This is a genomic window from Paenibacillus sp. AGC31 (genome assembly GCF_057334655.1).
This window is the reverse complement of sequence record NZ_JBHFJH010000044.1, coordinates 1-12,369: the sequence shown is the minus strand read 5'-3', so window position 1 is coordinate 12,369 and position 12,369 is coordinate 1. Positions and strand designations below refer to the sequence as shown.

Here is a 12,369-nt window from a genome sequence, read left to right as displayed (position 1 = left end):
AATCGGCTGTTTATGTATACCGTAGTGAATGAAAGTTGTCCTATTTCAGGGCAATAACCTCAATCTCCACCAGTGCATCTTTTGGCAAACGAGCAACTTCCACTGCACTGCGTGCAGGATACGGCTCTTCAAAGAACGTGCTATAGACTTCATTCACAGGAACAAAATCGTTCATATCCTTCAGGAACACCGTCGTTTTCACGATTTTATCCATACTTGTGCCTGCTGCTTCAAGAATAGCCTTCACATTGCTCAAGGACAGACGTGTCTGCTCCTGTACATCTGCACCGAATTCTCCCGTTTGAGGATTCAGGCCAAGTTGCCCGGAAGTGTAGATGAAATCGCCTGCATCAACGGCTTGACTGTATGGACCAATGGCGCCTGGCGCCTGATCGGTAGAGATTGGTTTTTTCATGGGACGAGTTCTCCTTTGTGTTCGTTATCCTGCTGCCGCATGGAGTCAGGGTTCGAACTCATTTTTGTTGCCTATTATACCACGATCTACCTCAAGCGAGAAACGCTCCTGCCTTTACAGATGAAGCAAACAGCTCGTTCAAAGGTTTCTTAACCTCCGTCCGCGCTAAGGACATGAATGACTTCATTCGCATACACATGGTTTCCCTTGGCTTGCACCAGTGCAATATTTGTCATGGCCTGTGCAATGGTTGCGGCGTGGACCGCCCGGTATTTGTCCGCTCTGCCTTTCATCCAGCGATCCAGAAACTTCATGGCATGGGCAGCCATCTGCTCACCGAACCGCTTCTCGTTTCGATCTCCCAGAATTAAGGAAGGGCGGAAGATATGCAATGACGGTAAACCGATATCGGACAATGCATCCTCCATTTCCCCTTTGGTCCGACTGTAAAAGACCCGGGAACCTGCACTCGCTCCCATGGAGGAGATCACCAGCATCTGTGATACACCATGTCGCTTCGCAATCGTAGCTGCACGAACCGGGTAATGATAATCCACCTGACGGAAACTGTCCTGACTGCCTGCTTTTTTGATCGTTGTACCCAAACAACAGTACAGGTCATCGATTCCATCGAATAAATGGTCTTGGCTCTCCAGCTGTTCCCAGTCCACCACATGCTGTTCCAGTTTGGGATGTTGCAGCTCAAGCGGACGTCTAACCAGAACGCGAACCATGCTGTATGCTGAGTGTTCCAGCAGATGATGAACCAGTAATTCGCCTACAAGCCCCGTGGCTCCAATCACCATGGCTTTCCGTTCGAGACGATTCAAATGCATCCCTCCACTTCGCCATCTTTTTTTGAAGTCATACCAGATATATATGATCAACCTAATCATTTACACGATAACGGAGAGGACAGAAATAACCTGAAGAAGCGAAGCGTTCGCCTTTATCCCCGGATTTTCCCTTTTCTAAAAGGAATCAAAAAAATCTGGGGATAACAGCGATCGGAAGGTTGTTCTGTCATCGAAGTGCCAGTGTAAATATTCATGAGTTGAAATTATATCGTTTCTATTTTAACAGTACACGACGTCCAAGGGTAAATGTCAGAATCAGCATCACGACACCAACCCCCACCTGAAATCCATAGGCTGAGATCCAGGCGAGCGCATCAGACCAGGTTTCCATCTTTTCATACAACCAGCCACCCAACAACGGCCCAAGAAACGAAGTGACTCCGGTCAGAGCCGAATACACCGCGACAAACATCGGTCTTTCACTTTTGGGTGTGTCTCCAATCGTAAAGTTAAATGCCAGCTGATTGAATCCACCTACACCGATCCCAAGGAAAATATGAGATAGAAATAGTGCGATCAATACGGGCATGAACGACATTAACCCCCACGACAAACAGGAGAGTGCAATGACGGGCAACGTCCAAAACAACAGGGTTTTGTTACTGAATCTGGCATTCAGATTACCCCAGACATAGAAACCGGCCATCATAACCAGCGTCTGGACTACCGTGATCAGGGATACCGTCTGATAATTGATGTTCAATAGATCCAACATCACATAGGAATAGAGCGGAACAATCAAGGTCTGGATCAATAACCAGACAGCCAGGAACAGCGTTGCTTTCAGGAAAGAACGATCCTGGAACGGCTTGATAAACATGCGCCAGAAAACCTTTTCGGTAGAACGTTCAAAGGGCACGTCCGGATAAAAGAAATAGATGACTGTATTGGCAATGGCACAGATCCACACCGGAATAAACAGGATCAGAAAGCCCATTTCTCCAGGGTAACGGTCCAAAACAATACCACCTGCGAATAAGCATACGCTTCCAAGAGCATTCAGAATCGTATTTCGAATTCCAAAATAACGCCCTCTCACCTTAGCAGGTACGATATCGCCAATTAGTGAAGTCCAGATCATACCGCCGATGGTATTTGATATAAAAGCAACCGTATACACGCCAATATATACACTTACCCACCACTCTTTGGGGAATATAAACGGAATCAATCCCGTTGCACTCCACAAGATACGATGTGTGCCCACAAATAACAGCAGCATGCGTTTTCGGCTGCGAATACGCTGCATCCAGTAAGCTGCTCCGATCTGGGCAATGTTCACAAACGTGGTAATCGCGAGCACAAAGCCGATATGTCTCGACCCGGCCCCAAGGTACAGCAGAAATCCGGTTAAAAACGGGCCTCCCAGCAAGGTCTGTAAAATAATAGCTGGTACACCCTCCCATGTTGCAATCAATAAATTCGTGCGTTGTGTCGAACCCTTGCGCCGTGGTTTGCTTGCTGACGGGGGAGGGGTAACGTTGACCGTATTCTGTATGGGGATACACTCCTTAGACCGGGTCTCAAAAGCCGGTCGATGCTAGTTGTCATCCCAAATTCTACTCACGGCGCGAAGGTTGTCAACTCATTTTTTCACGGTCCAACGGGAGATAGAGATAGAAGGTGCTTCCTTTACCTTCAGTGCTCTCCAGTTCAATCGATCCCCCCAGTAATCTCGCTAAATCCCGACTGATCGACAGGCCTAGTCCGGTACCGCCAAATTTCCGACTAATCGACCCGTCAGCCTGCTGAAATGCTTCAAATATGGAATGATGCTTGTCCTCAGAAATACCAATACCTGTGTCCTGAACGGAGAAAATAAGCCATCGATTCTGAATACCTGCATTCTTAATCTGCTTGGTGCTTACGGTCAGCGTGACCTTCCCCCGGTGAGTGAACTTGATGGCATTGGACATCAGATTCCGCAAAATCTGTTGAACCCGCTGGGGATCAGACCAGAGCGTCTCGGGCAGTCCCTGTTTTTTGTCCAGAACCAACTGAATTCCCTTTTTCTCGGCAACAAGCTGAAAGTGGCTCATGGCATCTTCTGTAAGTTGTGCGACACTGATATCCTCCAGTACAATATCAAGCCGCCCCGCTTCTACTTTGGAAAGATCCAGAATATCGTTAATGAGCGTAAGAAGTTCCTGCCCGGAGTGGTCGATCATATTGGCAAAACGTACAATATCCTCCTGGTCCATGTCGGCATTCTCGCTGATCATCTGGGCAAAGTTAATGACACTGTTCAGTGGTGTACGCAGTTCATGGGACATATTGGCGAGAAATTCGGATTTGTACTGTGAGGCAATCATCAATTGTTTCGCTCGATCCTCCAGTACAATCTGGGCTTTCTGTAACTCTTCCTTTTGCACAGACAATAGCCGGTTTGTACTCTGGATCAGCAAAATACGATTCTGTTCATTCTGAAAATCACGTAAAATAAATGCAAAAATAAGACTCAGTAAAATGCCTGTAGGGAGTGTATAAGGCATAATATGTGAAAAGAAGTATGTAGCCGGGATCACACCAACGATAGCAATGTTTACACTATTGACCACATTGACGATAACTGTAACAAGGATTCCTTTAATAATCAGCCTGTAGTCGCTGCGTCTCATCCATATATTCAGACCTGCACACATCACGCCCAAAATAGACATGTTAAGTACTGCCGCCAATGTAGCATCCGTGATGCCAAAAGTCAGCCTCGACAGCCCAATTCCAATACCTACGATGATTACGCTATAGGGCTGTCTATACGTTAGAACGGCAACAATTAAAGGAACATATCGAAGATCAAAGACCACTTCATCGGTGAGTTGAAACCCAAAAACCGTACTGATCCAACCTGCAAAAATAAGGACAAGCACGGAACTGATCTGCTTCACTCGGGAAGAGGTACGTATTACGACATATTTATAGAACACACTGGCAAGATATGCAATGGTAATAAGCATCCCCATATTCAATACGAACATTTTTGAAAATTGCATTCACTCACTCCTGTTGTACCGACTTTACTGGCCAAAGTGCCTTCGTCCGCATGTGTCTCTATCATATCATGCCCATTGAAACTTCCGCATTCCTTCTTCGTCAAAAAAATACACAAAAATACACAAATCAGGATTCAATTTGTGCGCTGGTCGTAGTAGAATATATTGTTGTTTAAATTTAAACTACTATATAGATTGAACTAAAGAATAATTACACTTGCCACTCCGATGACAGAACAACCTTCTGGTATTTCTGCCTCTGCGTTCTCGTGTAAATGAATGTATAGTGCAACTTATATAGTTATTGCTGGGGTCATGTTCCTCTGGAACATGAATGAAAGGAGAAAGATGTTGTGCAATTGTTAAAAAGCAAATCCTATTGGCTGTCATTGAGTTTAATGCTGTCTTTGGCTGTCATGGGGCTTTTCTATGATATTCTTAATAGTCCAGAACGCGGGTTCGTAGTACTTGATTCCCCGCTCGACCGGATCATTCCCTACGTGCCTGGCATGTCCATTCCATATTTGGGCTGGTACCCGTTTGTATTCGGTGTGCTCGCCTACCTGTGTGCCAAGGATCGACTGACGTACTACCGCGTCTTGTTATCCATGAATATCTGTGTCTGGATCTGTTATCTGATCTACTTCAACTTTCAGACCATGGTACCGCGCCCGGAACTGACGGGTACAGGCTTGGGAGCATCTGTTCTCGGATGGCTCTACAGCCAGGATCGTCCTTATAATTGTTTTCCAAGTATTCATTCTCTTCACTCTTATCTGGTTATGCGTGCCGTTCTCTCGGTTCCAAGCATCCGCAAACCCATCAAGATTTTGGTAGCCGCCGGGGCAGCAACCATTATAGTATCCACGCTAATGATTAAACAACATGTGATCTATGACGCCTTGGGTGCAGTCATACTCGGCGAATGTGTTCTCACTATCATAACAGGCCTCGCTCTACACCGCAGACGCAGAAAAGAATCGAAGTGGACCGAGGGAATCAGCTGATCCCTCACTTCGATGGTTTTTGAAGATGCTGTTGTCGTCTCCATTCATCAATAAACAAACCTGCAAAATAGGGGTCCCATTGGGTCCCTTTTCCTTCTTCCAAAATCGTTAGCGCTTTCTCGTGACTCATCCCATTCCGATATGGTCGATCAGACGTCATGGCATCAAAGGCATCCGCTACCGCAATGATGCGGCCAAAAAGGGGAATATCGTCACCAGCCATCCCATCCGGGTATCCTTTGCCATCATATCTCTCATGGTGAGATCGTACACCTGGCAAAAAGTCGGCCATGGCATCAATAGGCTCTATCTGTAACAAAATACTCTCTCCCTGCACGGGATGTGTGCGAATAATCGCGAATTCCTCATCGCTTAGTTTTCCATCCTTCAGCAGTACCTCATCAGGAATGCCGATTTTCCCGATATCATGAAGCAGGGCTGATTTGTACAATAAATCTGCCTGTTCCTCATTCATTCCGCTAAGCTTGCCAATCATCAGCGAATACTCTGCCACTCGCATGGAATGCCCTGCCGTGTACTTATCTCGGGCGTCTAAAGCAGCAGCCAGTGTAGAAAAATAACTTTGCAATAACTGTCGATTGCGCTCCTGTCTCATCTCCAGCCGATTAATCATCATATTAAAGCCAGAGATCAGTGCCGAAAACTCATCCGCATATAGATCCGGAGCTCGTCTGCCAAGATCTCCCCCCTGAATTCGGTTCATCTCATGTGTCAGTTCAGCAACTGGATCACGAACATCACGGATCAACAGCCAGCTTCCCACCAGCGCAAAACCCGCTCCCAGAACAACGATGAGAATTCCCCACAGAATGTACTCTTTCGCAAATTCACTGTCCATATACTGAAGTCGGATATATGTAGCCAGGAAAAATAGAAATAAAGGAAATAAGCCAATCAGTGCCGTACTTAGCTGAAATTTACGCTGGATTGATACGAGAATACGCCCTCCCAGTGAAGGTTCCATCCCGTATTGGACTTTGCCTCGATGACGAATCTCAAGCAACAGCGGTCTAATCGCCCGCACCGTTAGGTAATACTCAATCAGCGCATGCATGACGGCAATCAGAAAGGCACACGCAGCTGCCACGACAATATACAAGTAAGGGAATTCAAGCCACCCTGTGGATATCATCCATATTGTTAATCCGGCTGCCGGAAGTGAAAAACCAAGCATGTGCGGACCCATGATCCGATATATGGTCTGTCCCGGGAAACGATGAATTTTCTCATACATGTGGTTCAATTCGTCTCTCTCATGATGCTCGGAAGTGAAAAATTGTCTTATGGGGCCAAGCTGCACCCACAGCGTAATTAATTCTGCAACCAGCATGAACAAGATTGAAATCAGTACAATGAAGATGAGTCGAACAAATTGAATATTGGGTATCTGCAGAGTAGATACCATAACTACTGTACCGACAACAAAAACAGCTGCCAGTGAACCGATCAGATAATTGCGTATCAGGCGAAAGATAAATGAACGGTATGCTTCCAACTGAACCCCTCACTCTCTATGTGCAACCAGTTCTCCCTTGAGACACAGGGAGATTAAGGGTATTGCCTTCTATTTGTTTATCGGTTGCTCCGACTAAAAAAATTAATAAAATCCAATGGGTGGGCACCAGAACTGGGAAACACAAGAAGGCTGCTCCACGAGGGAGCAGCCTTTGGTAATATATCCTATATTTATCCTTTAATCTTGGCAGCCAGAATCATTGTACCGCGCGGCTCATCTCCCATTGCATCCGGTTCAAGCGTGATGGCAACCGTGTCATAGTCGTTGGCCGAATCCAATGTGTAGTATACTGCTCCCGTTCCGTCACGACTAAGGAAAGTACCCGCATTCTGAGGGGTATCTCCTTTGATCAACCAGACCTGAAAAGCCTCGTTGCCTTCCAGGTTCGGCAGGTTCTCAGCCTGCACAACCAGGTGAGTGCCTTTGCTGTCAATAACGATGGTTGCGAGACCCTGAGCTACAATGTCCTGCGTTGCAGGATTCAGCTTCACTGCCTCGCCAGTCTGCATGCCCTGTGCGGGCTTCAGAGCTGATGCCAGCTGCTCTTGCAGCTGTGCATTCTGTTCCTGTGCCTGCACCAGTTGCTCTTGCGTAGCCGACGAGCCCGCCGCTTGCTGCGTCAGCGAGTCGATCTGGCTCTGCAGCTGCGCGGTGTACACGCCAAGCACCAGTGCCGCGGCCGCAAGGCCGGCACTGGCCACGCGCCAGGCGCGGCTGCTGCGCGCACGCGCGCGCGCTTGTGGCTGCCATGGCTGTGCCTCGGCAGCCTCTTCCACCCGGGCCGCAGGCACCGCCGTTACCGGCGGTAAGCCTGGCCCGGCCTGCGCCGCACGTTTGTGCTGCGGCGCAAGATCCTCCTGAAGCACCACGGGTGCTTCAGGCTCTGCAGGAGCAGCCGCTGGCTTCGCCTCGGCGCTCTCCTGCACGTGTCCGAGCACGTTGCCCAGTACACGTGCTCGCATGCCTGGCGGCGGTGCTACAGGTTCCGCCGCAAGTGGCAGGAAGCCAGTCACTTCCTGCAATTCCCTCACCTCTTGGCGGCAAGGTTCGCAAGTTGCCATATGCGCTTCAAACGCCGCCACTTCCTCTGCTTCCAGTCCGCCCAGCACATACATCGGTGCCAGTTCAGACCACTCCTCATGTCGTTCCATCATGGATGTATGCCCTCCCTTCCCGCGTCCGGATGCAATTCAGCATCGGCCAGCAACTTTTGGAGCTGTCGCATGGCAAGCCTGACACGGCTCTTTACTGTACCCAGCGGAATCCCGAATCGGCTGGATACTTCCTGCTGGGTTAATCCCGCATAATAAATCGATTCTATAACTTGTTGCTGATCACCGTTCAATTGGGACAACGCCTCTTTAATCCGGGTGCCTTCCCATTTACGCTGCACTTCTTCTTCCGTATTTGTATGCTCATCGGCATAGGCCGCCAGTGTCTCGTGTTCAACTGAAGTAGCCGCTGCCCCTTTTGATTTCCGCCTCAGCATGTCCACTGCAATGTTACGCGTGATCGCAAACATCCATGTGGTCAGCTTCCCCTGTGAGGCATCGTAACGTTCGGCATTATTCCAGACCCGCATAAAAAGTTCCTGAACGGTCTCTTCTGCCGTCATGGGATCACCAACGATCCGGTAGGCAAAAGAATACACCGCTCGCTCATAACGGTCATATAAAAGCTCCAGTGCGGAGGCATCACGTTCCGCGATCTGCCGCATTAACCTGCTGTCCTCCATCGATTCAGTCATGCGAGGGCCCCTTTCTGTTTCTTCCCTCTTATTATAACCTACGCAGAATCTTTTGAAGAGGATTACCCCTATGAAGAAATCGTTTGAAAAATTTCTGTATCTTTTCAAACTAACCTTTCACTTTCCAACTTAAAAACATTCCGAAAACATGTTGCTCTGGTCACGCTTTCCTTTTTATTGCAAATAATTACAACCTGTGGTATACTATAAGAGTTGTATTAAACAACCTCATATGATTTCTGTCTTCTTTAAACCCCGGAATATTTTCTTCATGCTGCGACCGCAGCGAACTTTAAGCACAATTAACCTATGAAGATTGAAGAACCTGAATCACAATAACCCGGTAGTACAGAGTTTCACAAGATGTTCCCATTCACACTGGCGCGGTCATCGGAGCCGCAAGGACAAAAGAGAGGTAGGGCTTTTGTTGTTTTGGATATCACTTATTCTTGAGAAGATTGAAAACATACACAAAGCACCCGGAATTGGGTTCCGGGTGTTTATCCATGTCTACATATCCAATTTAGCAACATCTACAGACAATCGCCCCCCACCATTGAGAAAAGTCTTCCTTCCACTTATCTGACGCTAACGAATCCTGCACACCTTATATTAAGGATTTCTGTGCTATGTGAAATCTAACGAATCTCAGCCACGTTAATCCATGTTACTTCATGAATATAGGCTCCAAACATGCTCAGATTCAGATAATAAGACGTCTACGATTCGTTGAACTTTTGAAATGGCAAAAATTCAGGGAATAGCGTGTGTGGAGTTCGTTAAAGAAGGTAATCCCAACGCTCCTTCACCTAATTCTAATAAAAAAGGGACACCGCAGGATGAAATCCTACGCTGTCCCTTTCTGAATCATAGGTACGTTATGCCCCAACATGGAATTCAAACTCGGAGTTTATTTGGAGCACCTACTGTAACGATCCACGATCAACAAACTCTCCTTCACTCACAAATACTTAGATAAACATCGTTTTGGAGATGATGACCAGCAAGATGAACAGTACGAGGATCGTACCCATGGAACCCCAGCTTCCGCCGCCATGACCATAGGATACTCCACAACCCTGTTGATAACCGTGCATCATTGGAGCCTGATTGGCATGGTGTCCGTATCCATAGCCATATCCCATTGGCATTGTTCCACAACCATATCCATACCCATGCATTTCATGACCTGTGTATTGGTATCCTTGCATATGCTCATAACCTCCCATATGTCCGTATACGTGTCCCTGTCCGTTCGGTGAATTCGGTTTTACTTCGCTCATTGTTCATTCCTCCTTAACATTTGCCTACACCCCTAAGCTATGTATTCAGCCTACCTCTGGACCGGGCTATCGCCCTTATCTTGACAAAATGGGCGTTTAGCCATTAGGTCCCTTCCCCATTTTCGAAGCATACTCCATCCTTCCATTTCTTGAATTCCACCAATTCTTCCGTTCAACCACAAGCTATCTTATCTTCCTGGCTCTCCACCATGCTTGTCCTCTAGAAAAAAAACCCCACCGGTTGCCCGGCAGAGCTCGCCATATTATACCCAGAAAGATTTAGTGATGATTACGAGCAGAATGAACAGAACGAGGATTGCTCCAGTCGATGTCCAGCCGCCGTATCCTGCGCCTCCGACTACTTCACTCATACAGAACCCTCCTTTACGAATATATTAGGGTCCAAGCGTTTATTAGATCAAGAATGCTTTAGAGATGATGACCAACAAGATAAAGAGAACCAAGATCGCGCCAGTCGATGTCCATGCGCCGCCGTATCCACCTACTACTCCACTCATGTAAACCCCTCCTTTGATTTGAGGTACAGTTCACTATATGCACCAATCACACATGGGACCGGGCTCAGGTCGAAAATGGGCTGTTTTTTTCACCGACTATTGGCTAATTGCACCTACATAAAGGGTTAGTCCTTAAGTCGGAATGTTATGTTCGAATACGTTTAAGTCATAAATAAATCTCACGATTATATCCATCAAATGTATGTACTATCGTTCAAAATGGATACCCATACGGTCTAGTATTAGCTTCTAACTTGTTAAATACAGATAAATTACCTTTTTAGTAATTATGAATACTGAAATCTTGATATATGTTATTATTTTACTAATAAAGTAGAAAGGAGTTTCTATGCCCACCGCCTAGACTGGATTATCCCAAACGAAATGATGACCTTAGAAAAAATCCCAACCGATGGGAAACACATTAGGAGAAATTAGACATAATGAAGAAACTTATTACGATTTTGGCATTAGCCACATTGCTTAGTGCCTGTGGTAATTCAGAAACAAACACAACAGCCGATAGCCAAACGACCGAAGCATCCAAGGCAACTGAAACTGTCTCAACAGAAGCAAAAGCTACGAAATACACTACATATAGTGGAGAAGGATTTTCTTTTGCCTATCCTGAATCCTGGAAAAGTGTAGATACAAGTCAAATGAATGCTCCATCCATTAAAGCTGCTTTTTCAAACCAATCTTCATCAGCCACATTTGCAGATAATATGAATCTGACGATTGAGGCCAGTTCAACCGGTTCAATCAATCCTGAAGAATACGCCAATAATATAGTTGATTATTACACACAGAACGGTTCAAGCATCGGCATTTCCGATTATACAAAAACCAGCTACACGAACAAGCCTTATAAAGAATATAGCGCTGGTGTCTTGGAAGGAGCCTATAAACACACCTCGGGTACAGATGTTGTCCTTGTGCAGTATCTGATTCCGACCAATACAGAACTCTATACCATGACGTTAACCTACGCCAAGGATACTTATAATCAGGATGAGATCAAAGATATCCTTGATTCCCTGAGCATTACTGTTCCTTTGGAGCAAACAGCACCAACTGCAACGACTGGAAATTCATCTGCCACAGCATCAGTTGCCGATTTCTTTAATGAGTTAACTCCGTACATTACGGAAGATACAGCTTTCATGGAGCAGGCTTCATATGATTTCTTTGGCAAGCATAGCGATGTGTTCCCTGCCAGTACAGCAGAACTCCGCAAAAAGGCAAAGGGGCTCGTTGACTCCAATGTAACGACCCGTCATCTGAATAAAAATGTAGCCAACTATTACAATACTTTCGTACAAGTTAACGGGGAAGTCATTTCCGTTGAAGAAGATAGCTCTCTCGGAGCAACTTTCTCTGTCGTTCATGTCATGGATGAGAACGGAAACGATATTATAGCGTTATATCCTGCAACGACCGGAGATTTGCTTGATGGTGATTATGCCACTGTTATCGGTGCTCCAATTACCAACTTCTCTTTTGAAAATGTTGGCGGTGGTTACACCAACGCCACTTTGATTGGAGCCTCATTGGTAGTTGCAGATTAATTAAAATGTTAAATGAGTACACAAAAAGACCAGCTTAATGGTCATACCCCTGTCAAGTAGACAGATGAAAAAAGCTATGCTGCCAGCGCGCATCGATATTCAATCGGTGCGCGCTGTTTGAGTTTGGCTTGAAATCGTCGGTAGTTGTAATGGTACATGTAATCTTCCACGGCTTGTCGAATCTCTGCTTCTGAATTACACTGGTTAAGGTACAGCTTCTCTGTCTTGAGATGCGAAAAGAAGGATTCGATGCATGCGTTATCCAGGCAGGTTGCTTTGCGAGAGTGGCTGCCCTTCACGCCGAATGCTTCTAATCGTGTGTTGTACGCCTGAGACGTGTATTGGAAGCCTTGATCCGAATGGAGCACGGCTTCCGAAACGTCTCTTTTTTGTGTCCATTGTTCCACCGTATCCAATACGAGCTGAACATCGTTCCGTTTAGAT

At 46.4% G+C, this 12,369-nt stretch carries 13 protein-coding genes and 1 pseudogene; 2 read left to right on the top strand and 12 right to left on the bottom strand.

Annotated elements, in window-relative coordinates; all coding sequences use genetic code 11:
- Positions 1-40: 40 nt before the first annotated feature.
- From ACE04G_RS26065 to ACE04G_RS26050, 4 genes are all read right to left on the bottom strand, one after another.
- Positions 41-415: a RidA family protein gene (locus ACE04G_RS26065; RefSeq protein ID WP_339299046.1), complete on the bottom strand. Its 375-nt coding sequence runs from the start codon at positions 413-415 to the stop codon at positions 41-43.
- 149 nt (positions 416-564) lie between these two features.
- Positions 565-1,251, bottom strand: a complete 687-nt coding sequence (locus ACE04G_RS26060; RefSeq protein ID WP_486095112.1) for an oxidoreductase — start codon at positions 1,249-1,251, stop codon at positions 565-567.
- 235 nt (positions 1,252-1,486) lie between these two features.
- Positions 1,487-2,689 carry an MFS transporter gene (locus ACE04G_RS26055; RefSeq protein ID WP_260633068.1) on the bottom strand — a complete coding sequence of 401 codons (1,203 nt, stop codon included), beginning with the start codon at positions 2,687-2,689 and terminating at the stop codon, positions 1,487-1,489.
- Positions 2,690-2,852: 163 nt separating this feature from the next.
- A complete protein-coding gene (locus tag ACE04G_RS26050; RefSeq protein WP_339306658.1) occupies positions 2,853-4,265 on the bottom strand; it encodes a sensor histidine kinase in 1,413 nt (470 codons plus the stop codon).
- 353 nt (positions 4,266-4,618) lie between these two features.
- Between ACE04G_RS26050 and ACE04G_RS26045 the strand changes: the two genes are divergently transcribed.
- Positions 4,619-5,272, top strand: coding sequence for a phosphatase PAP2 family protein (locus tag ACE04G_RS26045; protein WP_036607365.1), 654 nt, complete (start codon positions 4,619-4,621; stop codon positions 5,270-5,272).
- Positions 5,273-5,276: 4 nt separating this feature from the next.
- Here ACE04G_RS26045 and ACE04G_RS26040 read toward each other — a convergent pair whose 3' ends face one another.
- The 7 genes and pseudogenes from ACE04G_RS26040 to ACE04G_RS26010 all read right to left on the bottom strand — a co-directional run bounded on the left by ACE04G_RS26040 (position 5,277) and on the right by ACE04G_RS26010 (position 10,357).
- Positions 5,277-6,788, bottom strand: coding sequence for an HD domain-containing phosphohydrolase (locus tag ACE04G_RS26040; protein WP_237177709.1), 1,512 nt, complete (start codon positions 6,786-6,788; stop codon positions 5,277-5,279).
- 191 nt (positions 6,789-6,979) lie between these two features.
- Positions 6,980-7,510 carry an anti-sigma factor gene (locus ACE04G_RS26035; RefSeq protein WP_449003804.1) on the bottom strand — a complete coding sequence of 177 codons (531 nt, stop codon included), beginning with the start codon at positions 7,508-7,510 and terminating at the stop codon, positions 6,980-6,982.
- A gap of 348 nt (positions 7,511-7,858) precedes the next feature.
- Positions 7,859-7,960, bottom strand: a pseudogene (locus tag ACE04G_RS26030) (zf-HC2 domain-containing protein); the annotation flags it as partial.
- Positions 7,960-8,556 carry an RNA polymerase sigma factor gene (locus ACE04G_RS26025; protein WP_076215584.1) on the bottom strand — a complete coding sequence of 199 codons (597 nt, stop codon included), beginning with the start codon at positions 8,554-8,556 and terminating at the stop codon, positions 7,960-7,962. The gene ACE04G_RS26025 and the pseudogene ACE04G_RS26030, both read right to left, overlap by 1 nt.
- Positions 8,557-9,527: 971 nt before the next feature.
- A complete protein-coding gene (locus ACE04G_RS26020) occupies positions 9,528-9,839 on the bottom strand; it encodes a hypothetical protein (protein WP_017690878.1) in 312 nt (103 codons plus the stop codon).
- Positions 9,840-10,102: 263 nt separating this feature from the next.
- On the bottom strand, positions 10,103-10,210 hold the full coding sequence (locus ACE04G_RS26015) for a YjcZ family sporulation protein (RefSeq protein ID WP_221825910.1): 108 nt from the start codon (positions 10,208-10,210) through the stop codon (positions 10,103-10,105).
- Positions 10,211-10,252: 42 nt separating this feature from the next.
- Positions 10,253-10,357 (bottom strand): hypothetical protein, encoded by a 105-nt coding sequence (locus ACE04G_RS26010; RefSeq protein WP_017690880.1) that lies wholly within the window; start codon positions 10,355-10,357, stop codon positions 10,253-10,255.
- Between the two features lie 443 nt (positions 10,358-10,800).
- Between ACE04G_RS26010 and ACE04G_RS26005 the strand changes: the two genes are divergently transcribed.
- Positions 10,801-11,925, top strand: a complete 1,125-nt coding sequence (locus tag ACE04G_RS26005) for a PsbP-related protein (RefSeq protein WP_221825907.1) — start codon at positions 10,801-10,803, stop codon at positions 11,923-11,925.
- A gap of 74 nt (positions 11,926-11,999) precedes the next feature.
- Here the strand turns inward: ACE04G_RS26005 and ACE04G_RS26000 are convergent.
- Positions 12,000-12,369 (bottom strand): transposase (locus tag ACE04G_RS26000; protein WP_486095106.1); only part of this gene is annotated, 370 nt, incomplete at its 5' end.